A 25,958-nucleotide genomic window follows, 5' to 3' on the forward strand; every position below is an offset into this window, starting at 1 on the left:
CATGCAATTCGACAAGCGCGCCTGGCTCGACCGCATCAAGCGGATGTTCGCGGGCTTCGACCGTCCGCTCGCCCTGATCGTGTTTCTGCTGCTGTGCGTCGGCATCGTCACGCTGTACAGCGCGAGTCTCGATATGCCGGGCCGCGTCGAAGACCAGTTGCGCAACATCCTGCTCACCTTCGTGCTGATGTGGGGGCTCGCCAATGTGCCGCCCAACACGCTGATGCGCTTCGCGGTCCCGCTTTACACGTTCGGGATCGCGTTACTGGTCGCGGTCGCGATGTTCGGTCTCACGCGCAAGGGCGCGAAGCGCTGGATCAACGTCGGCGTGGTGATCCAGCCATCGGAAATACTGAAGATCGCGACACCGCTGATGCTCGCCTGGTACTACCAGCGCCGCGAAGGCGTGATGCGCTGGTACGACTACCTGGTCGGCTTCGCGATCCTCATCGTGCCGGTCGGCCTGATCGCGAAGCAGCCCGACCTCGGCACGGCCGTGCTCGTGTTCGCCGCCGGCCTGTTCGTGATTTACTTCGCGGGGCTGAGTTTCAAGCTGATCGTGCCGGTGCTGATCGCAGGCGTGATCGCGGTTGTGTCGATCGCGGCGTTCCAGGACAAGATCTGTCAGCCCGAAGTGCAGTGGCCGCTGATGCACGACTATCAGAAGCACCGTATCTGCACCTTGCTCGATCCGACCTCGGACCCGCTCGGCAAAGGCTTCCACACGATTCAGGCGGTGATAGCGATCGGTTCGGGCGGCCCGCTCGGCAAGGGCTGGCTGAAGGGAACGCAAGCGCATCTGGAGTTCATCCCCGAAAAGCACACCGACTTCATCTTCGCGGTGTTTTCGGAAGAGTTCGGATTGGCGGGCGGGATCGTGCTGCTCACGCTGTACATGCTATTGATCGCGCGCGGGCTCTACATCGCAGCCAATGGCGCGACCTTGTTCGGGCGATTATTGGCCGGCTCGTTGACGATGGCGTTCTTCACGTACGCGTTCGTCAATATCGGCATGGTGAGCGGCATTCTGCCGGTGGTCGGCGTGCCGTTGCCATTCATGAGTTACGGCGGCACCGCGCTGACTACACTGGGTGTCGCGACCGGGCTGATCATGAGTGTCGCGCGACAGAAGCGGTTGATGCAGAGCTAAGCGTAGCCAACGGCACGCAGCAATCGAAAATGCCAAAAGGGCGCTCGTTGCGAGCGCCCTTTTGCTTGACTGCTGCTTCACTACTGGGGTTTCACTTCCTTCTGATCGCGCAACTGCGCGCTCAACTGCTGATACTTCAGGCGCGCGGCCGGATCGCCCTGTGCCGCCGCGGCCGCGTAATACGCGCGCGCCACATTCAGATTCCGGTCGACACCATCGCCGCCGCGCTCGTAGAACGAGCCGGTCACATACTGCGCGGTCATGTCGCCGCCCTGCGCCGCCTTCTTGTACCAGACGAACGCCTGCTTGTTGTCGCGCTCGGTACCACGTCCGTCGAGGAACTGATTCGCGAGCGCGAGTTCCGCCTGCACATGACCCTGCGCGGCGGCCTTCATGAACCAGCGATGCGCCTCCACCGGGTCGCGCTCGACGAACTCGCCATCGTCGTACATCTTGCCGTACACGTATTGCGCGTGCGACATGTTCGCGTCGGCGGCCTTGCGCAGCCACTTCTTGCCTTCGTCGACGTTGACCGGCGTGCCTTCGCCGTTGAGCAGCATCATCGCGTAGTTGAACTGGGCGAGCCGGCTGCCGCGCTCGGCGGCCTCGCGGAATTCGGTCAGCGCAGCGGCGAGGTTGCCGGCGTTGTAATCGGCCACCGCGGATTGCGTCTGCGGATCGTTCGACCTGGCGACGTGATCCTGTGCGTACGCGGCGCTCCACGCGGTACTCGCGAGCAGCGCCGCCGCCGTAATGATCACTTGAGCGATCACCCGCGCAATCCTCGGCCCGGCGCCCCCCTGCACTCTGCCGTTCATGACCTCACCTCCTGTAATGCCTGGCGCGTCGCGCGCAACATCCAGATCACGTCGGCGGCCAGCGCCACGAAGCGAAAGCCCGCGTCGCGATGCTGCCGCGCGCCGGCCACGTCCATTGCGAAGATGCCGGCGGCAATGCCGGCTTGGTCGGCCGCGCTGACAATGCGCGCCATCGCCGCCTGCACGTCCGCGTGCTTCGCGTCGCCGAGATGACCGAGGCTCGCGGCCAGATCGGCCGGCCCGACGAACACGCAGTCGACGCCCGGCGTCGCCGCGATCCGCTCGACCTCGCGCAAGCCGCGCGCCGATTCGATCTGCACAATCGTCGCGATTTGTGCGTTCGCCGTCTGCACGTAGTCGCGTCGCATGCCGTAGCCGGCCGCACGCACGACGCCCGCGACACCGCGCAGGCCGTCGAGTGCCTCCGCGGTCGGATATTGGGTGAGCCGCACGGCGCGTGCCGCGTCTTCAGCGGATTCGATGTTCGGGAACATCAGCGTGCGCGCGCCGGCGTCGAGCACGCGCTTGACGAGCCAGGGCTCGCTCGCGGGCACGCGCACCACCGGCTCGCTCGGCAGATGGGCGGCGGCGATCGCGCGCAATTGCGACTCGACGCCGCCGCTATCGTTCGGCGCGTGCTCCATGTCGATCAGCAGCCAGTCGAAGCCGGCGTGCGCGAGCGCTTCGGCGGCGGCCTCGCTGCCGAGCGACAACCACAGCCCGAACAGCGGCGCGTTGTCCTTCAGACGTTGTTTGAGGGAGTTGGTGAAGGTGCTCATCGGCTGGCCTCGCGCAGGTTTGCAATGCGAAGCGGGGCCAGATAGCGAATCAGGCAGGCACCGGGGCGCTGACGGCCTCGATGCCTGCTGCGACGCGATGCGGTGACCGGCATGTCTCGCTCCGTGTGTTGGTCGGAACGATCATACCGTGACAATAACGCGAGAGTTCGCTCGCGCGGCGGGGTGTGGATTCAGGCGGGAAGCTAGTCGCGGACCACGTCGGCCCAGCAGTTCGGCGTCTCGTACAGACGCACTTTATGCAGGCGCAGGTTCACGCCGTAGTGCGCGTCGTAGACGTTCGCGAGGATATCGAATGCAATCGCGGCGAGGTTTTCGACGGTGGGAATGCGATCGATCACGACCGTCTTGTGACCCGCCATGCTGTCGAGAAAGCCACGCACCTGCGTGTCGCCTTCGTAGACGAGAAACGCGTGGTCCCACTTGTCGACCAGGTGCTCGTTTGCGAGCGACTTCACGTCGGCGAAATCCATCACCATGCCGCGGTCGGGCGCGCCTTCGGTGTCGACCAGATCGCCTTGGAGCGTGATTTCGAGCACATAGCGATGGCCGTGCAGATTACGGCACTGGCTGCGGTGATCGGGGATGCGGTGGCCCGCGTCGAATTCGAGTTTTCGGGTAATCGTCAGCACGGCAAATCAGGGAATGTTCAGATACTTGTGAGTCTGCATCGACAGGCGCCACTGCGGATGACGCTTGCACCAGTCGATCGCGAGCTTCGTGTTGATGTCGCGCGACGGACCGTCCATCGGCTGGACGAGGAAATACTCGAAGTCGAGCTTCGCGTAGTCGGCGAGGCGCTGGTTGTCCTGCGGGATCACGACCTTCAGTTCGTTGCCCTTCGTCACGACGAGCGGCGCGTCGGCCTTCGGGCTCACGCAGATCCAGTCGATCGTGTCGAGCACCGGCAGCGAGCCGTTGGTCTCGATCGCGATCTCGAAGCCGGCCGCGTGCAGCGCGTCGACGAGCGGCTGATCGATCTGCAGCATCGGCTCGCCGCCGGTGCACACGACGAAGCGTTCGCCCTCGCCTTGCGGCCATTGCGACGCGATCATCGCGACGAGTTCGTCAGGTGTGCGGTACTTGCCGCCGTTCTCTCCGTCGGTGCCGACGAAGTCGGTGTCGCAGAAACGGCAGACGGCTTCCGCGCGATCCTCTTCGCGGCCCGACCACAGATTGCAGCCTGCAAAACGGCAGAACACGGCCGGCCGCCCGGCATTCGCGCCCTCGCCCTGCAACGTGTAGAAGATTTCCTTGACCGCGTACGTCATGCTGCTTTCTGTCCTGTGTTCCTGATCAATGATGCGCGCTCTTGCGCGAACCGTCACACGGGCTCGGTGACTTTCTCACCGGCGAGGTAAGCCTCATAGCCACGTTTGCGCAACCGGCATGCCGGGCATTCGCCGCAGCCGAAGCCCCATGAATGCAGTTCGGCGCGTTCGCCGAGGTAGCAAGTGTGGGTCTCGACGCGCACCAGTTCGACCAGTGCGTCGCCGCCGAGCTCGTGCGCGAGACGCCATGTGTCGGCCTTGTCGAGCCACATTAGCGGTGTCTCCAGCGCAAAACGCTTGTCCATGCCGAGATTCAGCGCGACCTGCAACGCCTTCATCGTGTCGTCGCGGCAATCGGGGTAACCCGAGAAGTCCGTCTCGCACATCCCCCCGACCAGCACCTGCAAACCGCGCCGATACGCGATGGCCGCGGCGATCGTCATGAACATCAGATTGCGGCCCGGCACGAACGTGTTCGGCAACCCATTGGCCGTGGCTTCGATCTCGATCTCGCGCGTCATCGCGGTGTCGCTGATCGCGCCGAGCAGCGACAGGTCGATCGTGTGATCGTCGCCGAGACGATCGGCCCACGCCGGAAACGCACGCACGACGGCCTGACGGAAACCCTCGCGGCATTCGAGCTCGACCCGATGACGCTGACCATAGTCGAAGCCGATCGTTTCGACCGTGTCGTAACGATCGAGCGCCCACGCGAGACACGTGGCGGAATCCTGGCCGCCGGAAAACAGCACGAGCGCGCTACGCTTAGCGTCTTTGCGGATCACCGTGATACTCCGTGAATGAGAGCGCCACGTCGCGCTGCGCGAGGTGCGCTATGCGAGCAACGCGGCGCGACGTGTGCCGGCATTGTGCCGGCCCAAAGCAGTATAGGTCGCGCGTTGCGCGTGAACGTGGCTGGGCGCTTATACCGCCGATCGTCGGGCGAAGGATTGGGTGCTTCGGTGCGATACGCTCGGCACCGCATTCGCGCGGTATACGACCGCGTGCGACGCCTGCATGCAAGTCCTTGAACTGGCGCGATTTTATCACGCGACACCGAATGTCACCGCCGCCTGTTGTCCAACGCGTCGCGGCTCCAACCGCATGGCGAGCCAAAGACGACTTGTCCGCCAAACGGAAAAGCCCCAGGAATCTTGCGATTTCCTGGGGCTGAATCCTGGTGGCCTGGGGCGGAATCGAACCACCGACACGCGGATTTTCAATCCGCTGCTCTACCAACTGAGCTACCGGGCCAACGAAGAACGAAACTATATCAAGCGATCTGCAGTTCAGCAAGCCCTTTCATAAAAAATATTGCCGGGCCGCGTTTGCATGCAACAGGTGGCGCTCACTCGCCCTTGTTCTTGCCGAGATCGACGCCGAGTTGCTTCAGCTTGCGATAAAGATGCGTGCGCTCCAAACCGGTTTTCTCCGCGACGCGCGTCATGCTGCCGTTCTCGCGCGCGAGGTGATATTCGAAGTACGCGCGCTCGAACGCGTCGCGCGCATCGCGCAGCGGAATGTCGAACGAGATGGACGCGGTTTGCGCGGCGAGCGCACCGCCGCCGACGCCATCGGCCGAAAGCATCGGCAACGCGGCCGCCGACGCGACCGACGATGCGCTGACCGGCAACGCCGGCTTCGCGGCCACACCGCCGGGCACGGCCGCCGAGTTGCCGCGCGCGAGTCCCTGCTCGACCGCCTTCAGCAGCTTCTGCAACGCGATCGGCTTTTCGAGGAAGTTGAGCGCGCCGATCTTGGTGGCCTCGACCGCGGTGTCGATCGTCGCGTGACCGGACATCATGATGACGGGCATCGTCAATTGACCTTGCGCGGCCCATTCCTTGAGCAGCGTCACGCCGTCGGTGTCCGGCATCCAGATGTCGAGCAGCACGAGGTCCGGCGCCTGACGCAGCCGGAACTCGCGCGCCTCCTGCGCGTTTTCAGCGGCCTCCACGACGTGTCCCTCGTCGCTGAGGATCTCCGAGAGCAGTTCCCGGATGCCCATTTCATCATCTACCACCAGGATGGTTGCCATTTACGCTGCCCTTGTCTGCACTGTTGCTTTTGTCGTTCCCTGCGACGCGCCACCATGCGCCGGATGCGCACCCGAACCAGGTGCACCCGGCTGCGCGGGCTCGTCCGCCAGTTGAAGGAAGAGAATCGAAATCTGCGCGCCTTCGATCACGTCGCCAGCCTTCATGCGATTGCGAATGTCGATGCGCGCGCCATGTTCGTCGACGATCTTCTTGACCATCGCAAGTCCCAGACCCGTACCTTTGGCCTTGGTCGTCACGTACGGCTCGAACGCGCGCGTGAGGATACGCGCGGGGAAGCCCGGTCCGTTATCCGACACGGTCAGACGTACCGCGACGCGCGCCTTGCCTTGCACGTCGGGGTCTCCGTATTCTACTGTCCTCGTCTCGAGCAAAACACGCGGATGCGCGACTTCCGCGACCGCGTCCTGCGCATTCTGCAGCAGGTTGTGGATCACCTGACGCAATTGCGTCGCGTCGCCGCGTATTGCCGGCAAGGCCGCAAGCTCGACCTGGATCACGCCCTTGCCTTCCTCGATACCGTACAGCGTGAGCACCTCGCTGACCAGATCGTTCAATTGCAGATGCGCGAGGACCGCGGGCGGTGTGCGCGCGTAGTCGCGGAAATCGTCGACCATCTGCTTCATCGCCGCAACCTGATTGACGATCGTCGTCGCACCGCGCTTCAGCACGTCCGCATCCGACGGCGCGAGCTTGTCGGCGAGCTTCATCTGCAAACGCTCGGCTGACAGTTGAATCGGCGTGAGCGGATTCTTGATCTCGTGCGCGAGGCGCCGTGCGACTTCGCCCCATGCAATCGACCGCTGCGCGGAGATCACGTCGGAGATGTCGTCGAACACGACCACGTAGCCTGAGGTCTGGATGTCTTCGGCATCGCGCTCGTTCGCCGCGACGAGCCGTGCGCCGCGCACGAGCAACGTCAGCGGCTCGGTCTCGCCGGGAACCGGCACCGAGAACTGCTGCTGCCAATGGCCGTTGTCGTCATGGCCGTCTTCGCTCGCCGCTTCGCGATCGGCGAATGCCTTGCGCACCATCGCGCCGAATTCGCCGAGCACGCCGATCTGATCGAGCGACGAACCGAGCACCGTCTGGAACGGCTGACGGAAAATCCGCTCGGCGCCGCGGTTCGCGGTGGTCAGCCGGAACTGCCGATCGAATACGAACACGCCCGCGGTCAGGTTCGCGAGGATGCTCTCGAGATACGCCTTCGAATGCTCGAGCGCGATACGATTTTTCTCGACAGCCCCGCGCGCTTCCGCCAACTGCCGCGTCATCGCGTTGAACGACTGAGTCAGGAAGCCCAGTTCGTCGCGCGATTTGATCTCGCGCTTCGGCGTGTAGTCGCCCTCGGTGATTTCCTTCGTGCCCTGCGCGAGCAGAAACAGCGGCCGCGCGAGCTGATTGCCGAGCGCGAGCGCGAGCATCATCGCGATGAAGGTCGCGAGAAACAGCGACAGCGTCAGCGTGCCGATGTACATCTTGCGCAGGCCGGTGCGGCCGAGCGCCTTCTCCTGATACTCGCGATACGCGCGCTGCACCGCGTCGGCATTGCGCGCGAGTGTCGTCGAAACTGGCTGCGTCAGTTGCAGGAAGCGCTCGGCGGGCTGCAATAGCGATGCGTTCGCATCGGGAATACGCTGCACCACGCGCAGACGCAGCGCGCCCTTGCCGCCCTGCGCGTGCGCGTCGCCGTCCACCTCGCCTTCGATCGCCGCATAGCCGTGGCCTCGCGCCTGCTCGATCATCAATGGTGTCGGCAGATCGTTCGGCAGCAGCATCGCGTAATTGCTGGACGCCTGCGCGACCACGTGCATGTCCGGCGTCGCGCCCGACATGCTGCGGGTCGGCTCGACGATCGTCGCGTCCTGCACGCCGAACTGGTCGCGCAGACGCAGCAACGTCAGCGTGGTGCCGGCCGCATCCGCGCTCGCGATCTGCTCGGACATCAGACGCGCCTTCGTCTGCAAATCCGACAGCGACGCGTCGAGCATGCCGCGCCCGAGATTGAGGCCGGACGCTAGCGCGGTTTCGACGTTCACGTCGAACCACGACTCGATGCTGCGCGACACGAACTGATACGACACGATGTAGATGATGCCGCCCGGCACCACGCCGACCAGCGCCATGAAGAACGCGAGCTTCGCGAGCAGCCGTGTGCCGAATTTGCCCGTGCGTAAGCGCACGACGATGATGACGACGAGCGTCGCCACCACCAGCAGAAAGATCATCGCGACCGCGACGTTGGCCGCGTACAGCCACTGGTAATAGCGGTCGAAGAATTCGGTGTTCGCGCTCGCGGCGGCCAGCAATACGAGCAGCAGCACGGCCGTGACCGCGACCGTCGACACCAGCACGCGCACGACGATGCTGCTGACACTGGTGGAAGATGAGCGCACTTTATTTAGCACGATCGGCCGCCGTGAAAGTGAAGCGCTTCCAATCGGAGGCGAGGTTCCAGTCGCGGTTGTTCACCGCGTCGATCTGGAATGGCTTGGGCATCAGCCCGATGTCGAGTTGCATGCGCACCGACGCGTTGTAGGTTTCGCCGACACGCACCTCATTGCGGTCGATCACGTGCCACGACGTCACGTGCTTGATCACGGCGAGCGCATCCTTCAGCGTGGAAAAGCCGAGCTGCAAGCCGCCCGACTGCACGCTCGACACGCGATATTCGCGCGTGAGCGGCTGGAACGACAGCCGCAAGCTTTGCGACACGCTGACCGGCTGCTCGTCGAACCAGTACCAGCGCGGCCGGCTCAATTCGAAATCGGTCGTGAAATAAAGCGGAATGCCTTTGTTGACCGCGTCTTCGAGATTGCTGTTCAGCTCGAATTCGAAATGCGCATCGAGACTCCAGCCGCCGTTGTCGGCCTGCAGCGACGCCCGCTGCACCGCGATCGAGTCAGCGTGCGCCGCGCCCGGCGCTGCAAGCCAGACGGCCAGCGCGATCCAGAGCACGGCAGCGAGCCGAAGCGGGAAGAAGCGTTTTATGGTCACCGTTTCTGAAAGCGCGCGTAGAAAAATCCGTCGTGGTCTGAGTTCGTGCCGGCGCTGAATTCAGCGGGTCGTCCAGCATGAGAACCGGCCGATGAGTCGGCGGGCGCGCGAGCAACTGAGGGTAAAAGCTGCCCCGGCGCGTCCAATCGTACCGCATCCTGATGCTGGTTTCCAAACCACTGAGCCTGCAACTCGCCTTCTTCGGGGAAGACCGAACAGGTAACGTAAAGCAACTCGCCGCCGGGTTTCACGAGCGGCCACAGCGCGTCGAGAATGCGGCGCTGTTCGGCGACGAGCGCGGCGATATCCGACTGGCGACGCAGCCAGCGGATATCCGGATGACGCCGCACGATGCCCGACGCAGAGCATGGCACGTCGGCGAGGATGCGGTCGAACGGTTGGTCAAGATCGTCGTGCCACTGCGCGGGGTTGCCCGCGTCGCCGATGCGCACTTCCGCTTCGAGCTTCAGACGCCGCAGGTTTTCGCCGATGCGGCGCGCGCGCGACGCATCGCTTTCGAGCGCAACGAGTTGGATGTTGGCGAGTTCGAGCAGATGGCCGGTCTTGCCGCCAGGGGCCGCGCATGCGTCGAGCACGCGCATGCCGTCACGCACGCCGAGCAATTGCGCGGCGAGTTGCGCGCCTGCGTCCTGTACAGACACGACCCCTTCGCTGAAGCCCGGAATGCGCTCGACCGGCATCGGCGTGGCGAGCGTGACCGCGTGCTCGCCGGCCTTGCTTGCGGCGATCTGCTGGCGTTGCAGCTCTTGCAGATAGGCGTCGACCGTCGAATGGCGCGCGTTCACGCGCAACGTCAGCGGACCTTGCGTGTTGCCGACGGCCAGCACCGATTGCCACGCCTCGGGCCATGCGCGCTTCACCGCGTCGATCCACCAGGCCGGATAGTTCCAGCGCGCGGCTTCGTCGGCTTGTACGGCGGCGAGCAACGTGTCGCGCTCGCGCAAGAAGTTACGCAGCACCGCGTTGACGAGCCCCTTCGCGAACCCGAACTCGCGGCGCGCGCCGATCGCCCTGACCGCCTGGTCGACGACCGTAAACGGCGTGTAAGCGGCGCTCGCTTCGTCGTCGACGAGCAGTGCGAGCGCGCATGCAAGCACATGCGCGACGTGCGGCGGTGGCGCTTTCTTCACGAGCTTCCCAATCAGCCACTCGGCGGTCGCGAGACGCCGCATCGTGCGATAGGCGATGTCCTGCACCGCGCCGCGCGCCGCTGCGGCGTTGCCCTCGGGCATCGACACGAACACGCTTTGCAGCGCTGCGGGCAAGGCCGCGCCGAGACGCACGGCGCCGACGGCCTGAGCCGCGCAGTCGAGCGCGAACCCGAGCGATTCGGGCGACAGATGCAGCGCCGACAAACGGGATTCGCGCGAGCGCGCCGACGAGGAAGCAGAACGCGAAGAAGGCTTTGAAGTCATGAAGGGAGCAAGGGCCAGCCGCACGGTGCGCGCGGCGCAATCAGCGCACATTGTAGCGTGGCGCCGTGGGGCGCCGCCGTGCGGGGGCGGCGGCAGACGCTGTCGCGCGGTTGCGACGAACGGTGCAACAAAAAAGCGGGCCTCGCGGGCCCGCTCTTCAGTACTTCAGGATCGACGCGCCGAACGACGCGGCGGCTCAGTCGAAGCGCCCGGTGCGCGCCATTTCCATCAGACGCGCGATGCGTTCTTCGGTCGCAGGGTGTGTCGAGAACAGGTTCGCGATACCGCCGCCCGAGAGCGGATTCATGATCATCATCTGCGCGGTGGCCGGATGCGCCTCGGCCGTCGGGAACGGGATGCCGCTCGCATAGCGATGGATCTTGTCGAGCGCCGACGCCAAGGCCTGCGGGTCGCCCGAAATTTGCGCGCCGCCACGGTCGGCTTCGAATTCGCGCGCACGCGAAATCGCCATCTGGATCAGCGCGCCCGCAATCGGCGCGAGCAGCGCAACCGCGATGCTCGCGATCGGGTTCGCGGGACGCCCGTTTTCGTCGCGGCCGCCGAAGAACATCGCGAAGTTCGCCAACGCGGAAATCGCGCCGGCCATGGTCGCAGAAATCGTCGAGATCAGAATGTCGCGGTGCTTCACGTGCGAAAGTTCGTGCGCCATCACGCCGCGCATTTCGCGCTCGGACAGCACGCGCAGAATGCCAGTGGTCGCCGCGACCGCCGCGTGCTCCGGATTGCGGCCGGTGGCGAATGCGTTCGGCGCGTCTTCGTTGATCAGGTAGACGCGCGGCATCGGCAGGTTCGCGCGCGTGGCGAGATCGCGCACCATCCGATAGAACTGCGGCGCACTGTTTTCGTCGACTTCCTGCGCGTTGTACATGCGCAGGACCATCTTGTCGGAGAACCAGTACGAAAAGAAATTCATCCCAAGGGCGATCACGAGCGCGAGCATCATGCCGCGCGACCCGCCGATCATCCCGCCGATCACGATGAAAAGGGCCGTAATCGCGGCCATCAACATCGCGGTTTTCACCCAATTGAACATGTCTGCAACTCCTTGCCCCGAGCGTGGCCTTCATCTCCGTGCCGCGCGATTGCGGCGCCAGATTGTAAGCGAAACGTTAGATATGGGCGACGCGGGAAAATTCAATCACCGCGAGGCGGTCGCGAGTTTGATGCCGAGGCCCACGAACGCGCTGCCGACGCTGCGATCGAGCCAACGCTTGACCGTCGGCTTGCCCGAGAAACGCTGCGTGACGCTGCCCGCGATCCACGCGACGAAGCTGTTCCAGACCATGCTCATCAGCACGAAGACCGCGCCGAGCGCCAGAAACGCGAAGGTCTTGTGTTCGCTGCCCGTCGCCACGAACTGCGGGAAGAACGACACGAAGAACAGCACGACCTTCGGGTTCAGCACATTGGTCCAGAAGCCTTGCAGGAACAACTGCCGCAGTGACTTCGGCGTGGACGGCGCACGCGCGTCGCCGGCAGGTGCACCCGCAGCCGGCTTCGTGAAGATCAGGCGCACACCCAGATAGATCAGATAAATCGCGCCGACGAATTTGACGATGGTGAACGCGGTGGCCGACGCGGCCAGCAGCGCGGTCAGCCCGAACGCGCAGGCCAGCGAGTGAATGCAGCAGCCCGCCGAAATGCCGAGCGCCGACATCAGCCCCGCGCCGCGGCCCTGGGCGACGCTGCGCCCGACGATATAAGCGGTATCCGGCCCCGGCGTGATGTTCAGGAGAAAAACCGCGACGATGAAAAACTCGAAATGGACGATGCCGAACATGTGATGAACCCTCGAAAACCTGGTCTGCTGCAGGAGGATTCTAACGCGCGGCGGGCCCGCGGCGGGCGCCTGGAACGCCGGCGGAATCGACGATGCTCTGGCGTGCGCGCCGCGCTTATTGCGCCTCGGGAAGCTCGAAGCGCTGGCCTGCGGCGAGCGGCGAACCGGCAAGGAATTCGCGCACCGGCAGGCGCTTGCCACCGGGCTTCTGCAATTGTGTCAGACGCAGTGCGCCTTGGCCGCAAGCGACCAGCACGCCGTCGGGAGAAACCTCGGTGATGGTGCCTGGCGTCTTGTCGTTGCCGGAAGTCGGCGAGGCCACGGCGGTGGCGGCCCAGATCTTGACGGTGCTGCCGTCGGCGAGCGTGCCGGCGCCGCCGGGGAACGGATCGAACGCGCGCACCTGGCGCGCAAGCGCCTCGGCCGGGCGGCGCCAGTCGAGCGCCGCTTCGTGCTTGGCGATTTTCTCGGCGTAGGTCACGCCGTCGGCCGGTTGTGGGGTCGAGGCCAGCTTGCCGCTGCGCTCGAGCTCGATCAGGGCATCGACGATCAGTTGCGCGCCGTGCTCGGCGAGGCGGTCGTGCAGCGTGGCGGTGGTGTCGTCGGCGGAGATCGGGGTGCGGACTTCGGAGATCATGGCGCCGGTGTCGAGGCCGGCGTCCATCTGCATCAGCGTGATGCCGGTTTGCGCGTCGCCCGCCTCGATCGCGCGATGAATCGGCGCCGCGCCGCGCCAGCGCGGCAGCAGCGACGCGTGAATGTTGATGCAGCCGAAGCGCGGAATGTCGAGCACTTCCTGCGGCAGGATCAGCCCGTAGGCGGCGACCACCATCACGTCGTGCGGCGTCGCGCGCAGTTGCTCGATGCCGGCGGCGGCTTCCTCGGGGTACTTGCCGGCGCGGCGCAGCGACGTGGGCTGCGCAACCGCGAGGCCATGCTCCTGTGCGTAGCGCTTGACGGGGCTCGCCTGCAGCTTCATGCCGCGTCCCGCGGGCCGGTCCGGCTGCGTCAAGACGAGCGGCACGGCAAACCCGGCGCGATGAATCGCGGCCAGCGCGGCCGCGGCGAATTCCGGCGTACCGGCAAAGATGACGCGCAACGAATGAGTCATGAACGAGCGGCGGGCAAATTGAAAGCGCGTTACATAGCGTGGGCGAGCTTCTTCATCTTGCTCTTGATGCGCGTTTGCTTCAGCGGCGACAAATATTCGACGAACACGCGGCCCATCAGGTGATCCATCTCGTGCTGGATGCACACGGCGAGGAGGCCCTCGCAATCGAGCTCGAACGTTTCGCCCTTCTCGTTGAGCGCGCGCACGCGCACTTTCTCGGCACGCTCGACGTTGTCGTAGATCCCGGGCACCGACAGACAGCCCTCTTCCGACAACTTCCTCTCATCGCTCGACCAGACGATTTCCGGGTTGATGAACGCGAGCAATTCGTCGTGCGTTTCCGACACGTCGATCACGATCACGCGTTCGTGCACGTCCACCTGGGTGGCGGCAAGCCCGACGCCGGGCGCCGCGTACATCGTTTCGGCCATGTCGGCGACGAGGCGGCGGATACGGTCGTTGACCTCTTCGACTGGCTTCGCCACCTTGTGCAGCCGTTTGTCGGGGTAATTGAGGATATTCAGTAAAGCCATGATTTCGAGTGTGATTTCAGACGCCGCTAACCATTGGAGGCTCGCGTTGGCCATTCGGCCAGGTTGTGAGCCCGTCGTAATACGCAGAGGATAGATGGTGTCGAACCGGTTCGATTCAACGCGCCTCGCGCGCCCGACGACGAACCCGCGCGCTCACGCGCGGCGCCGCGGTTATTCGCGGCTGATTGCCGTTTCTATTGCAGCACGGTTTTATTTCGGATCATGAAAATTTTAGCATGGCGCCCGCCTGCCCGCAGGCCCCGCCAGAGGAGCGACCCACATGCACACCTTGCCCGCAACCCGTATCGAACTGGCCGCCTGGCTACGGTTGTCGCTTGCGCCGGGCCTCAGACCCGCGGCGTTGCGCCTGTTGCTAGCCGCATTCGGACTGCCTGAAGCGCTGTTTGCGCAGTCGCCGGATGCGCTCGCCGAGGTCGCCGGTGAGACCGCTGCGCGCGCGGTGCTGGCGCCGCCGGGTCCGGCGTTCGACGGCCAGCTCGAGGCGGTGCTCGCATGGCGCGAGCAGCCGGGCAACCAGATCGTCACGCTCGACGACCCCGCCTACCCGCCCGCGCTGCTGACGATGCCCGATCCGCCGCCGCTTCTATATATAAAGGGCCGGCTCGATCTGCTGCATACGCGCGCGGTCGCGCTGGTGGGCAGCCGCAGCGCGACGCCGCAGGGCATCGAGGATGCGCGGCGGTTCGCGCGAGCGCTGTCGGCGGCGGGCGTGACGGTCGTCTCGGGGCTCGCGCTCGGCATCGACGGCGCCGCGCATCGGGGCGGGCTCGAAGGTGTCGGCGGAACGGTCGCGGTGGTCGGCACCGGCGCGGACCTCGTCTATCCGGCCGCGCATCAGGCGCTCGCGCGGCAGATCGGGGCGCAGGGCGCAATTCTGTCGGAGTGGCCGCTAGGCACGCCCGCGCGCGCCGCCAATTTCCCACAGCGCAACCGGCTGATCGCCGGGCTGGTCAGCGGAGTCGTGATCGTCGAGGCGGCTATGCGCTCCGGTTCGCTGATTACCGCGCGGCTCGCCAACGAGATGGGGCGCGACGTGTTCGCGCTGCCAGGATCGATTTACGCGCCGTTGTCGCGCGGCTGTCATCGGATGATCAAGCAGGGCGCGCGGCTCGTGGAAACACCGGACGAGGTGCTGGAAGAGCTGGGTTTTGTCCGACGGACGGCAAACCACGCGGGACGCGCAGCGAAACAGGCCGCTCCGCTGGATCAGGCGCGTTTGCGCGTTTCGTCGGCCGGGACCGCTTTGCGAGCTGCGAGCGCCGCCTTCGCCGATACACGGCCGATCGGGCCGGCCCCACAGCCGGCGCTCGCCCCCGACTCCCAACGTCTGCTCGCCGCGCTCGGCCACTCACCGACCACGCTTGAAATTCTGGCCGCCCGCACCGAGATGCAGGACGCGGCCCTGCACGCCGCCCTGCTCCGGCTCGAACTCGCCGGCGAGGTCACGCTGCTGCCCGGCGGCCGCTTCATGCGAGCCCATCATGACTGAGCCGAGACTGACCGGCATCAACGCAGATTGGCAACTCTTCGCGACCGGCCATGCTACATTCGCGCCAAAGCACCCGACAAAGCACACAAGGAAATCACTTCATGCCCGCGCTGAACCTCGACACCGACCAGGACCGGATCGCCGAGCGCGTCAACGACCCCGACACTCTGTTCGTTGCATGCCTGTGCGCGGAGTGGTGCGGAACGTGTCGCGACTACCGGGACGCCTTCAACCAGCTGGCCGAGCGGCACCCGGAAGTCTGCTTCGCATGGATCGACATCGAAACTCATGCGGATCGGTTCGACGATCTGGACGTCGAGAATTTCCCGACCGTCCTGATCGAAGACTCGGTGACGACACGGTTTTTCGGTACGGTTTTGCCACAGGTGTCGATCGTCGAGCGGATGCTGTCGGATCTGACCGCACTGCCCGGCGTGACCGGTGCGCCGAAGCTGCGGCCTGCGCTGGCGGTCGCCTGAAGGCGGCTTCGCGCGCCGCATGGCCAAACGGAAAGCCTCGCGAAGCGCGGCTTGCGGCACGGGCCGTCGCCGACCATTTCTGGGACAGCATCGCCGCTGGCATCGCTGTCCGCACGCGGCGTTTGCCGCAGTTGATCAACCGCCGGACGCGCAATTATGATGGCGCGCTTTTATCGTACTTGACCCGTTGGGTTCGCGCCTTGTGCTATAAAGCGGTCGTTATTGGGTCGAAAGAGGTCTCAAGCGAGCGTCGCGCGCCATGTTGGCGCTCAAGGCCACCAACCCGGATCTACCAACCTCACATCGAGTCATGTCCAAAGCACTGATCATCGCCGAAAAGCCTTCTGTCGCGAACGACATCGCGCGCGCTTTGGGCGGCTTTACCAAGCATGACGAGTACTACGAAAGCGACGACTACGTTCTATCGTCGGCAGTGGGCCATCTGCTGGAAATCGCCGCACCCGACGAATACGAAGTCAAGCGCGGCAAGTGGAGCTTTGCCAACCTACCCGTCATTCCTCCGCATTTCGATCTGAATCCGATCGCGAAGAGCGAGTCGCGCCTGAAGGTGCTGACCAAGCTGATGAAGCGCAAGGATATCGACCGTCTGATCAACGCATGCGACGCGGGGCGCGAGGGCGAGCTGATTTTCCGCCTGATCGCGCAGCACGCGAAAGCCAAACAGCCGGTGCAACGGCTGTGGCTGCAGTCGATGACGGCCGGCTCGATCCGCGAGGGTTTTGCACGCCTGCGCAGCGACGAAGAGATGCAGCCGCTCGCCGACGCGGCGCGCTGCCGCTCGGAAGCGGACTGGCTCGTCGGCATCAACGGCACGCGCGCGATGACCGCATTCAACAGCAAGGGCGGCGGCTTCTTTCTGACCACGGTCGGCCGCGTGCAGACGCCGACGCTGTCGATCGTCGTCGAACGCGAAGAGAAGATTCGACGCTTCGTGCCGCGCGACTATTGGGAAGTGAAGGCAGAGTTCGTCTGCGCGGCCGGCTTTTATGAAGGCCGCTGGTTCGACCCGAAATTCAAGCGCGACGAGTTCGATCCGGAAAAGCGCGATTCGCGCCTCTGGTCGCTGCCCGCGGCCGAGACGATCGTCGCCGCCTGCCGTGGCCAGATGGGCGTGGTGACCGAGGAGTCGAAACCATCGACCCAGCTGTCGCCTGCCCTCTTCGACCTGACCAGCCTGCAGCGTGAAGCCAACGGCCGCTTCGGCTTTTCGGCGAAGAATACGCTGGGCCTCGCTCAGGCGCTGTACGAAAAGCACAAGGTGCTGACCTATCCGCGAACCGACGCGCGCGCGCTGCCGGAAGACTATCTGGACACGGTCAAGCAGACGCTCGGCATGCTCAAGGAGAGCAACAACTACCTGCCGTTCGCGAAACAGGTGCTCGACAAGGGCTGGGTGAAGCCGAACAAGCGCATCTTCGACAATTCGAAGATCAGCGACCACTTCGCCATCATCCCGACGCTGCAGGCGCCGAAGAATCTGTCCGAGCCGGAACAGAAGCTCTACGACCTCGTCGTCAAACGCTTCCTCGCAGTGTTCTTCCCGGCCGCCGAATACCGTGTGACGACGCGCATCACCGAGGTGGTCGGCCATTACTTCAAGACCGAAGGCAAGGTGCTCGTCGAGCCGGGCTGGCTGCAGATCTACGGCCGCGAAACCAGCGCCGAAGATGCGAACCTCGTGCCGGTGCAGAAGGACGAAAAGGTCAAGACCGACAAGATCGCCGCACAGCAACTGGTCACGAAACCGCCCGCACGCTACAACGAAGCGACGCTGCTGTCGGCGATGGAAGGCGCGGGCAAGCTGGTCGAAGACGACGAATTGCGCGAAGCGATGGCGGCCAAGGGGCTCGGCACGCCGGCGACGCGCGCGGCAATCATCGAAGGTCTGCTGACCGAAAAGTACCTGATCCGCGAAGGCCGCGATCTGATTCCGGCCGCCAAGGCTTTCCAGCTGATGACGCTGCTGCGCGGCCTCGGCGTGAAGGAGCTGACCGCGCCCGAACTGACCGGCGAATGGGAATACAAGCTGTCGCAGATGGAGCGTGGCAACCTGCCGCGCGACGCGTTCATGCAGGAAATCGCGCGCATGACGCAAACCATCGTCAAACGCGCGAAGGAATACGATTCGGATACGATCCCTGGCGATTACGCGACGTTGCAGACACCTTGCCCGAATTGCGGTGGCCAGGTGAAGGAAAATTACCGGCGCTTCGCGTGCTCGAAATGCGAATTCTCGATCTCGAAGATCCCGGGTGGCCGTCAGTTCGAGATCGCCGAAGTCGAAGAACTGCTGCAGAACAAGACGATCGGACCGCTGTCTGGCTTCCGCAGCAAGATGGGTCGGCCGTTCTCGGCGATCCTGAAACTGTCGCTCGACGACGAGATCAAGAATTACAAGCTCGAGTTCGACTTCGGCCAGGACGCTGCCGGCGAAGACGGCGAACCGCCTGACTTCTCCGATCAGCAGCCGGTCGGCGCGTGTCCGAAGTGTCAGGGCCGCGTGTTCGAGCACGGCATGAGCTACGTCTGCGAAAACTCGGTGGCGAGTCCGAAGTCGTGCGACTTCCGCTCCGGCAAGGTGATCCTGCAGCAGGAAATCGCCCGCGAGCAGATGGCCAAGCTGCTCGAGGAAGGGCGCACCGATCTGCTGACGAACTTCAAGTCGTCGCGTACCGGCCGAAACTTCAAGGCGTTCCTCGTCAAGCAGAACGACGGCAAGATCGGCTTTGAATTCGAGAAGAAGGAGCCGGCGGCGGGGAAGACCGCGGCAGCGAAGACTTCAGGTGCTCGTTCGGCCGCGAAGGCGATGCCGGAAGCGGACGAAGGCGATACCGCGGTGGCAGTGAAGGCCGAGCCGGCGGAAAAGAAGGTGGCGGCGAAGAAGGCGCCCGCCGCCAAGACCGCGGCGGCCAAGAAGGCACCGGCGAAAAAGACCGCGGCGCGAAAAATCGGCTGATTAGGCGGGATTCGGATCGGCGGCTCGCGGGGTAGAAGGAATGGCTACATTCCGCCGCCGCGATCGGCGATCCGTGCATAGCCCGCACTTTGCTCCGCATCCGCATCTGCCCATAGAAAAAGGCGCAGTCACTTCAGGTGACTGCGCCTTTTTATTGTCCGCCCCGCATCGCTGCGGGCTTAAGACATTCAGCGATTTACAGCGGCGACAACGCCGTCGGGCGGCTGCTGCGGTTGGACGACTTCGTCATCGGCTTCGGCACGGCAGGCGCCAGCTCGCTATCGAGCAGCCGCGACAGCGGCTCCGCGCCATCGAACGCTTCGGGGGCGCGGGACTCGGCGGTCTCGAACGCGGCCGACGTCGCCGGGCGCTCCAAACCGTCCTTGATCCACTGTTCGCCGAGCACGCTGTTCGGCGTCTGGCTGAAGTGCTCGACCAGATGATCGATGAACGTGCGCACCTTGGCCGGCAGGTGACGGCGGCTCGGGTACGCAATGTTGATCTCGACCTGCGGCAAACGGTAATCGCCGAGCAAACGCACGAGCCGGCCACGCGTCATGTCGCGACCGATCAGATAGCTCGGCAGAATCGCGATGCCCATGCCCAGCAGCGCAAACTGCCGCAGCATCTCAGTGTTGTTGGCGACGATCACGTTCGACGGCCGCACGCGCACTTCGCCTTCCGGCCCCGTGAACACGCGTTCATCGCCCCAGTATTCGGACGGCAAGCTCAGGCACGGGTGTTCGAGCAGATGCTCGGGACGCGTCGGCGTGCCATGCTTTTCCAGATAAGCCGGCGTCGCGCAGACGGTCATACAGCCGGTGGTCAAACGCCGCGTGACGATGCTCGCGCTGCGCATTTGCCGCGCGATCACGACGCCGACGTCGAAACCTTCCTCGACCAGATCGACCTGACGATCGACCAGCGTGACGTCGGGAATGACTTTCGGATAGCGCTCCGCATACGTTTGCAGCACGGGCGCGAGGTTATGCAGCCCGAACACGACGGGCGCCACGATGCGCAGGGTGCCGACGGGTTCGTGATTGCGAGCGACCACCATCTGTTCGACGTCTTCCAGTTCGTCGAGAATTTGACGGGCCCGCTCGAGATAGACCTGACCGGATTCGGTCAGCGACAAGCTGCGTGTCGTGCGATTGAGCAGCCGCGTACCAAGACGGCCTTCGAGGTCGGCAACATGACGGGTGGCAACCGCATTGGAAATATCCATCGCGCTCGCGGCGCGGGCAAAACTGCCGAGATCCGCCACCTTGACGAAAACTCGCATCGACTGCAAATGATCCATGACAACTCCCTGCCTTGTTACCGCTTCCTGACAATAGGTGAAAACCAGTGAAGCGAACTTGGAATTCTCCTACGACTCGCAATATCGTGCAGAAGTTGCCCGCAAAACAGGAAATATTGTCGATTTTGGTAGGACTGTGTCGATAAAACCGGGCCTGACCAGCGATTGTTCCCAAATCTAAAACAATCTGCTGCGCTGCAGCTTGCACTGTCTTTTTTGTCCGAACAGATGCAACGGTCGCCCCGGTGTTGCGAAAATCGAAAGGATTGGCACAAACCCGGCCCCAAAGAAAAAGCCGCCCGAGGGCGGCTTTTCAAGCTGAGTGGGCACTCACATAGTCAAGCAGTGAGCTTTTCCTCTAGCGCCCGCTTAGCTTCGGATAGCGCCGGCGGCAGACCGCGTTGCAGTGTGTCAAACAGCTTTGTGTGCAACACGAGCTCGTCGCGCCATGCAGCGGCGTCGACGGAAATCACCTGCTCGAACTGCTCGCGGGTGAAGTTCAGACCGCTCCAGTCGATGTCCGCATAGTGCGGCGAAATGCCGAACGCATGCTCTTCGCCCTGCGCGGTGCCTTCGATGCGACCGACCATCCAGCTCAGCACGCGCATGTTCTCGCCAAAGCCGGGCCACACGAACTTGCCGTCCGGACCCTTGCGGAACCAGTTGACGCAGAAGATTTTCGGCAGCTTCGCGCTCAGCTGCTGCAAACGCTCGCCGGTCTTCAGCCAATGGCTGAAATAGTCGCTCATGTTGTAGCCGCAGAACGGCAGCATCGCGAACGGATCCCGGCGCACCACGCCCTGCTGGCCAGCGGCCGCGGCGGTGGTTTCGGAGCCCATCGTCGCTGCCATGTAGACGCCCTCGACCCAGTTGCGCGCTTCGGTCACGAGCGGCACGGTGGTCGAGCGACGGCCGCCGAAGATGAACGCGTCGATGGCGACGCCCGCAGGATTCTCCCAGTCCGCGTCGATCGATGGGCACTGCGAAGCCGGCGCCGTGAAGCGCGCGTTCGGATGCGCCGCCTTGCGGCCGGTTTCCTTTGCGTCGGCCGGCGTCCAGTCCTTACCCTGCCAGTCGATCAGGTGCGCCGGCGGCTCGTCGGTCATGCCTTCCCACCACACGTCGCCGTCGTCGGTCAGCGCGACGTTCGTGAAGATCACGTTTTCCTTCAAGGTGGCGAGCGCGTTGTAGTTGGTCTTTTCGCTCGTGCCCGGCGCAACGCCGAAGTAGCCGGCTTCCGGATTGATCGCGTACAGGCGGCCGTCCTTGCCCGGCTTGATCCACGCGATATCGTCGCCGATCGTCGAGATTTTCCAGCCGTTCAGGCCGGCCGGCGGAATCAGCATCGCAAAGTTGGTCTTGCCGCACGCCGACGGGAACGCCGCAGCCACGTGATGCTTGCGCCCTTCCGGCGAGGTGACGCCGAGAATCAGCATGTGTTCGGCGAGCCAGCCCTCGTCTCGGCCCATCGTCGATGCGATGCGCAGCGCGAAGCACTTCTTGCCGAGCAGCGCGTTGCCGCCATAGCCCGAGCCAAAGCTCCAGATTTCGCGCGATTCGGGGAAATGCACGATGTACTTGGTCTTGTTGCAAGGCCACGACACGTCCTGCTCGCCCGCCGCGAGCGGTGCGCCGACCGAATGCACGCACGGCACGAATGGGCCGTCCTCGCCGAGCACGTCGTACACCTTGCGGCCCATGCGCGTCATGATGCGCATGTTGGTCACGACGTACGGGCTGTCGCTCAACTCGACGCCGATGTGCGCGATCGGCGAGCCGAGCGGGCCCATCGAGAACGGCACCACGTACATCGTGCGGCCGCGCATCGCGCCGTCGAACAGGCCGTCGAGCGTCGCGCGCATTTCGGCCGGAGCGATCCAGTTGTTGGTCGGGCCGGCGTCCTCGGCGCGCTGCGAGCAGATGAAGGTGCGATCTTCCACGCGCGCGACGTCGGACGGATCGGACCAGGCGAGATAGGAATTGGGACGCTTGGCGGGGTTGAGTTTCTTCAGGGTTCCTGCTTCGACCATCTGCGCGCACAGGCGGTCATATTCTTCCTGCGAGCCGTCGCACCAGACCACTTGTGCGGGCTTGGTCAGCGCTGCGACGCGCTGAACCCAGTCGATCAGCTTTCGGTGTTTGACCCATGTGGGCGCCTCGATAGTGGGCGGCCCTTCGAACGAGGGAAGATTCATCGACTTGTCTCCGTTTGAAGCAAAGAAAAACGGTACAAGCCCTGGGACGCTGCATGCGAGAGGCATTGAATTCATCACGCCGACGTGCCAATTTCCGACTGCCGGCGCATGATTGCGCAGATCGTCCTGGGCCACACAGCTTGCCAGGCGGAGGCCCGCGTCTACAAGGCTTCTGCAACCTTGTGTAAAGCGGCTTGCCTCAACACGCAACAAACTGCTAAAAACGTTCTCAATTCGCCTTCACGTAGCGCTGCCGTTCTTTTTTGGTGCGGCAACTTCTACGGTAGGGCATCTAGCCAGACTAGCGTGTGACCTAAGTCACATGCTGGGACAGTCAGCATAAACATTCGGTTCGCACCACCCGGGTGCGCCGCAAATTACATACCATGAAGATTGCCATCCTCGACGATTACCAGGACGCCGTTCGCAAGCTCGACTGCTTTCAATTGCTGGCCGACCAGGAAGTCAAAGTATTCAACAATACCGTGCGCGGTCTCGGACAACTTGCGAGCCGTCTTGCGGAAGTCGACGCCCTCGTCCTGATCCGCGAACGTACCCGCATCACGTCGCAACTGCTCGACAAGCTGCCTCGTTTGCGCATGATCAGTCAGACCGGCAAGGTGGCGAGCCACATCGATCTGGCGGCCTGTACCGAGCGCGGCATTGCCGTGCTCGAAGGCACCGGTTCGCCGGTCGCGCCGGCCGAACTGACGTGGGCACTCATCATGGCCGCCCAACGTCGTATTCCGCAATACGTGGCAAACCTTAAGCAGGGCGCCTGGCAGCAGTCGGGGCTGAAGACGTCGGCGCTGCCGCCGAACTTCGGTTTGGGGCAAGTGCTGCGCGGCCAGACGCTGGGGATTTGGGGCTACGGCAAGATCGGCCGGCTGCTCGCCGGCTACGGCAAGGCGTTCGGCATGAACGTGCTGATCTGGGGCCGCGAGCATTCGCGCGAAGCCGCTCGCGCCGATGGCTACGGCGTCGCGGCGAGTCGTGAGGAACTGTTCGAGACCAGCGATGTGTTGTCGCTGCATCTGCGTCTGCACGACGACACGCGTGGCATCGTCAAGCAGGACGATCTGATGCGCATGAAGCCGACCGCGCTGCTCGTGAACACGAGCCGCGCCGAGTTGCTCGAAGAGAACGCGCTGGTCAACGCGCTATCGCACAACCGTCCGGGGATGGTCGCGATCGACGTCTACGAAAGCGAGCCGATCCTGCAGGGCTACAGCCTGCTGCGCATGGAAAATGTGATCTGCACGCCGCACATCGGCTACGTGGAGCGCGAGAGCTACGAGCTGTATTTTTCGGCGGCGTTCAAGAACATCCTCGCTTTCGATGCCGGCGATACCGCCAGTGTCGCGAATCCGGAGGCACTGCAGGGCGGGCGTCGGCGGTGATGGGTGGGCGAGGTGGCCGGCGGGTCAGGTGTGTCCAGCCCCGCCCTGCCGCATTCGCTCACCGCGCTTCGTGCGCTCCCGCCTCCATCAATGCGGGGATGCGTTCAAGAAAGACCTCGCCGTCGGCACGGCCAAGGTTATAGGCGTGCACCATTTGCGATGGACTCGTGTAATCCCAACTCGAAATCGGCATCTTGCGCGACGGCTGCACGTAAAGCCGTTGCTGCACGCCGTGCGGCACGACGAACATCTGCGGCCGCGGATAAAGACGCGTGACCATCACGAGCACGTTGCCGGGCGTGTCGGCATCGAGTGCGCCGACCGGCACGTTATCGACCATACCGCCGTCCAGCACCGGCCGGCCGTTGCGCCGCAGAACCGGCGTGAACGGCGGTGTACTCGACGATTGCAGGATCAGGTCTGCCAACTCGTCGACGCTCGCGCAATCCTGCGCGCGCACGAATTCAGGATGAAAGCCGAGCGTCCGACCAAGCGTCGGATGCAGCGTCTTGCGCAGGTATTTTTCGATGTTGTACGCGACCAGCCCCGCCGCGACCGCGCTTCGCGCGCCGAGCCAGCGCGGCAGATGCGACACGCCGATGCGGATTTCCGGCGCCTGTGCGAGCCTCGAAAACTTGTCGCCATAGATATCGAGCAGCGCCTGCCGGTAGATCCGGTAATGCGGGAACACCGACTCGCCGCGCAGCAGGTTGCCCCAGTAGGCGTTGCGCGTGTTGTGGCGCAGCGCGTCCTCGTAATAACGCATGACCCAGTCGGAATCACCGCGCGTGTAAATCATGCAGGCGGTTGCGGCGCCGGCCGAAATGCCGGTGATCACGCGCGGACGGATGTCGAGCCGCGGCTGCACGACGTCCCAGAAACCCGCCTGCCACCAGCAGCGGTTGCCGCCGCCGGCGAAAACGACCTGATCGAACATGCTGCTTTTCCTTGCCTTGCTTTGCTCTTGCTACGGTGGATTGTGTGGCCGGCTCGGGTCCGTCGGGCGTTCACTCCAGCAACGCGTAGGTCGTGGTGGCATGAACGGCCATGTTGCCGCCTTCGTCGAACAGTTCGACTTCGCCGAACACGAGATTGCGGCCCATGCGCAGCACGCGCGCCTTGATCAGCACATCGCCCTTGCGGACCGCGCGCATGAAGTTGATGTTCAGCGACACTGTGCTCATCGGCTTGAAGCCGCCGAGCGCGGCGGTGATGGCGACGACCATCGCCGTATCCGCGGCCGCCATGAACACCTGGCCACTGATCATGCCGCCCGAGTGACGCCACTCGCCAGAGAACGGCAGACGCAGCGTGGCGCTTTCCTCGTCGACCTTGATCGGCGTCAGCGTGAGCGCCCGAACCCATGGTGCGAGGACTCGGTCGAGCAACTGGGTAATCTCTTTGTCATCCATGGGAATCCCGATCGAAAGCCGCGATGCTGCATGCGGCGTAGTGTCCGCGACATGATACCGACCGCGTTGGACGCGACGATGTTTTCTGGACGGCGGCTTGTCGAGGGAACGCTCAAGTTCGGGCGACGCGATTTTTTTTAATAAAACTGCGAATAGGGCTTGGCAATCTCGAAAAGATCCTGCATAATTTCGCTTCTGTTGGGGCGTTAGCTCAGTTGGTAGAGCAGCGGACTCTTAATCCGTAGGTCGAGTGTTCGAGTCACTCACGCCCCACCACCAGATTCAAGCAAAAAGCCCGGTCACTGCGACCGGGCTTTTTGCGTTCTGGGCGCGGTTATATCGATCATTCTCTACTCATTTCGCATAATTTCTCTACTTTCCCTCAAGTTTCTCAAACAGCAGCCGATATTCACATGCCTTCTTTTCCTCACATGAATGGAGGGGCGAGTATCAACAAAGAAATAAATTCAAATGATTGGCCAGCGTGCAGCAGAACGTATCAGACTCGCATCTTGAGCGTCGCCAACAAAGTGAATCTCGATTTTGCCGAAGCCGCGCCGCCGCTGCGTAGTGGGCTGGTGCGCGTGATCGCTGGCCCGTTCTAAGCCGTCGACCGCTAGCGTCAGTTAGCACGACGCGGAAATTTAAAAAGGGTTGCACGCGAAAGCGACGCAACCCTTTTTCATTTCCGACGGAGAGCCATCACGAGCG

23 protein-coding genes and 2 tRNA genes are annotated in these 25,958 nt (G+C 63.8%); 7 read left to right on the forward strand and 18 right to left on the reverse strand.

Annotated features, from left to right (window positions below; translation table 11 throughout):
- The first annotated feature begins 1 nt into the window (after position 1).
- The gene (rodA, locus tag G5S42_RS28740; RefSeq protein WP_176109829.1) at positions 2-1,150 is read left to right on the forward strand and encodes a rod shape-determining protein RodA; all 1,149 of its coding nucleotides are present in this window, start codon (positions 2-4) and stop codon (positions 1,148-1,150) included.
- A gap of 80 nt (positions 1,151-1,230) precedes the next feature.
- Here the strand turns inward: rodA and G5S42_RS28745 are convergent, their stop codons facing one another.
- The 14 genes from G5S42_RS28745 to def form a co-directional block, all read right to left on the reverse strand.
- The gene (locus G5S42_RS28745) at positions 1,231-1,968 is read right to left on the reverse strand and encodes a tetratricopeptide repeat protein (protein ID WP_176109830.1); all 738 of its coding nucleotides are present in this window, start codon (positions 1,966-1,968) and stop codon (positions 1,231-1,233) included.
- A complete protein-coding gene (locus tag G5S42_RS28750; RefSeq protein ID WP_176109831.1) occupies positions 1,965-2,747 on the reverse strand; it encodes an HpcH/HpaI aldolase family protein in 783 nt (260 codons plus the stop codon). Before G5S42_RS28750 ends, G5S42_RS28745 begins: the two co-directional genes overlap by 4 nt.
- A 203-nt stretch (positions 2,748-2,950) precedes the next feature.
- Positions 2,951-3,394: a 6-carboxytetrahydropterin synthase QueD gene (gene queD, locus G5S42_RS28755; protein WP_026228977.1), complete on the reverse strand. Its 444-nt coding sequence runs from the start codon at positions 3,392-3,394 to the stop codon at positions 2,951-2,953.
- Positions 3,395-3,403: 9 nt separating this feature from the next.
- A complete protein-coding gene (gene queE / locus G5S42_RS28760; RefSeq protein ID WP_013088055.1) occupies positions 3,404-4,036 on the reverse strand; it encodes a 7-carboxy-7-deazaguanine synthase in 633 nt (210 codons plus the stop codon).
- A 53-nt stretch (positions 4,037-4,089) separates the two neighbouring features.
- Positions 4,090-4,821 (reverse strand): 7-cyano-7-deazaguanine synthase QueC, encoded by a 732-nt coding sequence (gene queC / locus G5S42_RS28765; protein WP_176109832.1) that lies wholly within the window; start codon positions 4,819-4,821, stop codon positions 4,090-4,092.
- Between the two features lie 393 nt (positions 4,822-5,214).
- Positions 5,215-5,290, reverse strand: a tRNA-Phe gene (locus G5S42_RS28770).
- Between the two features lie 94 nt (positions 5,291-5,384).
- Positions 5,385-6,074, reverse strand: coding sequence for a response regulator transcription factor EsaR (gene esaR / locus G5S42_RS28775; RefSeq protein ID WP_176109833.1), 690 nt, complete (start codon positions 6,072-6,074; stop codon positions 5,385-5,387).
- On the reverse strand, positions 6,075-8,501 hold the full coding sequence (locus tag G5S42_RS28780) for a sensor histidine kinase (protein WP_176109834.1): 2,427 nt from the start codon (positions 8,499-8,501) through the stop codon (positions 6,075-6,077).
- Positions 8,491-9,090: a DUF4390 domain-containing protein gene (locus tag G5S42_RS28785; RefSeq protein WP_176109835.1), complete on the reverse strand. Its 600-nt coding sequence runs from the start codon at positions 9,088-9,090 to the stop codon at positions 8,491-8,493. The genes G5S42_RS28780 and G5S42_RS28785 overlap by 11 nt, the downstream gene beginning before the upstream one ends.
- The gene (gene rsmB / locus G5S42_RS28790; protein WP_176109836.1) at positions 9,087-10,526 is read right to left on the reverse strand and encodes a 16S rRNA (cytosine(967)-C(5))-methyltransferase RsmB; all 1,440 of its coding nucleotides are present in this window, start codon (positions 10,524-10,526) and stop codon (positions 9,087-9,089) included. The genes G5S42_RS28785 and rsmB overlap by 4 nt, the downstream gene beginning before the upstream one ends.
- A gap of 196 nt (positions 10,527-10,722) precedes the next feature.
- The gene (gene htpX / locus G5S42_RS28795) at positions 10,723-11,580 is read right to left on the reverse strand and encodes a zinc metalloprotease HtpX (RefSeq protein WP_013088049.1); all 858 of its coding nucleotides are present in this window, start codon (positions 11,578-11,580) and stop codon (positions 10,723-10,725) included.
- A gap of 105 nt (positions 11,581-11,685) precedes the next feature.
- Positions 11,686-12,327, reverse strand: coding sequence for a LysE family translocator (locus G5S42_RS28800; RefSeq protein ID WP_176109837.1), 642 nt, complete (start codon positions 12,325-12,327; stop codon positions 11,686-11,688).
- Between the two features lie 115 nt (positions 12,328-12,442).
- The gene (gene fmt / locus G5S42_RS28805) at positions 12,443-13,438 is read right to left on the reverse strand and encodes a methionyl-tRNA formyltransferase (RefSeq protein WP_176109838.1); all 996 of its coding nucleotides are present in this window, start codon (positions 13,436-13,438) and stop codon (positions 12,443-12,445) included.
- 29 nt (positions 13,439-13,467) lie between these two features.
- Positions 13,468-13,971, reverse strand: coding sequence for a peptide deformylase (def, locus tag G5S42_RS28810; RefSeq protein WP_176109839.1), 504 nt, complete (start codon positions 13,969-13,971; stop codon positions 13,468-13,470).
- A 280-nt stretch (positions 13,972-14,251) separates the two neighbouring features.
- Here def and dprA point away from each other — a divergent pair, with 280 nt between their 5' ends.
- From dprA to G5S42_RS28825, 3 genes are all read left to right on the forward strand, one after another.
- Complete coding sequence (gene dprA / locus G5S42_RS28815; RefSeq protein WP_176109840.1) at positions 14,252-15,481, forward strand: DNA-processing protein DprA; 1,230 nt, start codon at positions 14,252-14,254, stop codon at positions 15,479-15,481.
- A gap of 101 nt (positions 15,482-15,582) precedes the next feature.
- The gene (locus G5S42_RS28820; protein WP_176109841.1) at positions 15,583-15,960 is read left to right on the forward strand and encodes a thioredoxin family protein; all 378 of its coding nucleotides are present in this window, start codon (positions 15,583-15,585) and stop codon (positions 15,958-15,960) included.
- Between the two features lie 310 nt (positions 15,961-16,270).
- Complete coding sequence (locus G5S42_RS28825) at positions 16,271-18,937, forward strand: DNA topoisomerase III (protein ID WP_176109842.1); 2,667 nt, start codon at positions 16,271-16,273, stop codon at positions 18,935-18,937.
- Positions 18,938-19,133: 196 nt separating this feature from the next.
- Here the strand turns inward: G5S42_RS28825 and G5S42_RS28830 are convergent, their stop codons facing one another.
- Both G5S42_RS28830 and G5S42_RS28835 read right to left on the reverse strand, forming a co-directional pair.
- Positions 19,134-20,240, reverse strand: coding sequence for a LysR family transcriptional regulator (locus G5S42_RS28830; RefSeq protein ID WP_176109843.1), 1,107 nt, complete (start codon positions 20,238-20,240; stop codon positions 19,134-19,136).
- 338 nt (positions 20,241-20,578) lie between these two features.
- The gene (locus G5S42_RS28835) at positions 20,579-22,435 is read right to left on the reverse strand and encodes a phosphoenolpyruvate carboxykinase (GTP) (protein ID WP_176109844.1); all 1,857 of its coding nucleotides are present in this window, start codon (positions 22,433-22,435) and stop codon (positions 20,579-20,581) included.
- Positions 22,436-22,821: 386 nt separating this feature from the next.
- Between G5S42_RS28835 and G5S42_RS28840 the strand changes: the two genes are divergently transcribed.
- On the forward strand, positions 22,822-23,835 hold the full coding sequence (locus G5S42_RS28840) for a D-2-hydroxyacid dehydrogenase family protein (protein ID WP_176109845.1): 1,014 nt from the start codon (positions 22,822-22,824) through the stop codon (positions 23,833-23,835).
- A 58-nt stretch (positions 23,836-23,893) separates the two neighbouring features.
- On the opposite strand, the gene G5S42_RS28845 is transcribed toward G5S42_RS28840, so the two are convergent.
- Together G5S42_RS28845 and G5S42_RS28850 are read right to left on the reverse strand one after the other, a co-directional pair.
- Complete coding sequence (locus G5S42_RS28845) at positions 23,894-24,772, reverse strand: patatin-like phospholipase family protein (protein WP_176109846.1); 879 nt, start codon at positions 24,770-24,772, stop codon at positions 23,894-23,896.
- A 70-nt stretch (positions 24,773-24,842) separates the two neighbouring features.
- On the reverse strand, positions 24,843-25,247 hold the full coding sequence (locus G5S42_RS28850) for a PaaI family thioesterase (protein ID WP_176109847.1): 405 nt from the start codon (positions 25,245-25,247) through the stop codon (positions 24,843-24,845).
- Positions 25,248-25,447: 200 nt separating this feature from the next.
- Here G5S42_RS28850 and G5S42_RS28855 point away from each other — a divergent pair.
- A tRNA-Lys gene (locus G5S42_RS28855) sits at positions 25,448-25,523 on the forward strand.
- A gap of 155 nt (positions 25,524-25,678) precedes the next feature.
- Positions 25,679-25,852: a complement resistance protein TraT gene (gene traT / locus G5S42_RS45260; RefSeq protein ID WP_281375109.1), complete on the forward strand. Its 174-nt coding sequence runs from the start codon at positions 25,679-25,681 to the stop codon at positions 25,850-25,852.
- Positions 25,853-25,958: the final 106 nt, after the last annotated feature.

The sequence above is a fragment of the Paraburkholderia youngii genome (genome assembly GCF_013366925.1).
GTDB lineage: Bacteria > Pseudomonadota > Gammaproteobacteria > Burkholderiales > Burkholderiaceae > Paraburkholderia > Paraburkholderia youngii.

Excerpts from the sequence above, each read along its gene's own strand:
- rodA (WP_176109829.1), top strand. The coding sequence starts at position 2 with ATGCAATTCGACAAGCGCGCCTGGCTCGACCGCATCAAGCGGATGTTC.
- G5S42_RS28745 (WP_176109830.1), bottom strand. The coding sequence starts at position 1,968 with ATGAACGGCAGAGTGCAGGGGGGCGCCGGGCCGAGGATTGCGCGGGTG.
- G5S42_RS28750 (WP_176109831.1), bottom strand. The coding sequence starts at position 2,747 with ATGAGCACCTTCACCAACTCCCTCAAACAACGTCTGAAGGACAACGCG.
- queE (WP_013088055.1), bottom strand. The coding sequence starts at position 4,036 with ATGACGTACGCGGTCAAGGAAATCTTCTACACGTTGCAGGGCGAGGGC.
- esaR (WP_176109833.1), bottom strand. The coding sequence starts at position 6,074 with ATGGCAACCATCCTGGTGGTAGATGATGAAATGGGCATCCGGGAACTG.
- rsmB (WP_176109836.1), bottom strand. The coding sequence starts at position 10,526 with ATGACTTCAAAGCCTTCTTCGCGTTCTGCTTCCTCGTCGGCGCGCTCG.
- htpX (WP_013088049.1), bottom strand. The coding sequence starts at position 11,580 with ATGTTCAATTGGGTGAAAACCGCGATGTTGATGGCCGCGATTACGGCC.
- G5S42_RS28800 (WP_176109837.1), bottom strand. The coding sequence starts at position 12,327 with ATGTTCGGCATCGTCCATTTCGAGTTTTTCATCGTCGCGGTTTTTCTC.
- fmt (WP_176109838.1), bottom strand. The coding sequence starts at position 13,438 with ATGACTCATTCGTTGCGCGTCATCTTTGCCGGTACGCCGGAATTCGCC.
- def (WP_176109839.1), bottom strand. The coding sequence starts at position 13,971 with ATGGCTTTACTGAATATCCTCAATTACCCCGACAAACGGCTGCACAAG.
- dprA (WP_176109840.1), top strand. The coding sequence starts at position 14,252 with ATGCACACCTTGCCCGCAACCCGTATCGAACTGGCCGCCTGGCTACGG.
- G5S42_RS28820 (WP_176109841.1), top strand. The coding sequence starts at position 15,583 with ATGCCCGCGCTGAACCTCGACACCGACCAGGACCGGATCGCCGAGCGC.
- G5S42_RS28825 (WP_176109842.1), top strand. The coding sequence starts at position 16,271 with ATGTCCAAAGCACTGATCATCGCCGAAAAGCCTTCTGTCGCGAACGAC.
- G5S42_RS28830 (WP_176109843.1), bottom strand. The coding sequence starts at position 20,240 with ATGGATCATTTGCAGTCGATGCGAGTTTTCGTCAAGGTGGCGGATCTC.
- G5S42_RS28835 (WP_176109844.1), bottom strand. The coding sequence starts at position 22,435 with ATGAATCTTCCCTCGTTCGAAGGGCCGCCCACTATCGAGGCGCCCACA.
- G5S42_RS28840 (WP_176109845.1), top strand. The coding sequence starts at position 22,822 with ATGAAGATTGCCATCCTCGACGATTACCAGGACGCCGTTCGCAAGCTC.
- G5S42_RS28845 (WP_176109846.1), bottom strand. The coding sequence starts at position 24,772 with ATGTTCGATCAGGTCGTTTTCGCCGGCGGCGGCAACCGCTGCTGGTGG.
- G5S42_RS28850 (WP_176109847.1), bottom strand. The coding sequence starts at position 25,247 with ATGGATGACAAAGAGATTACCCAGTTGCTCGACCGAGTCCTCGCACCA.
- traT (WP_281375109.1), top strand. The coding sequence starts at position 25,679 with ATGAATGGAGGGGCGAGTATCAACAAAGAAATAAATTCAAATGATTGG.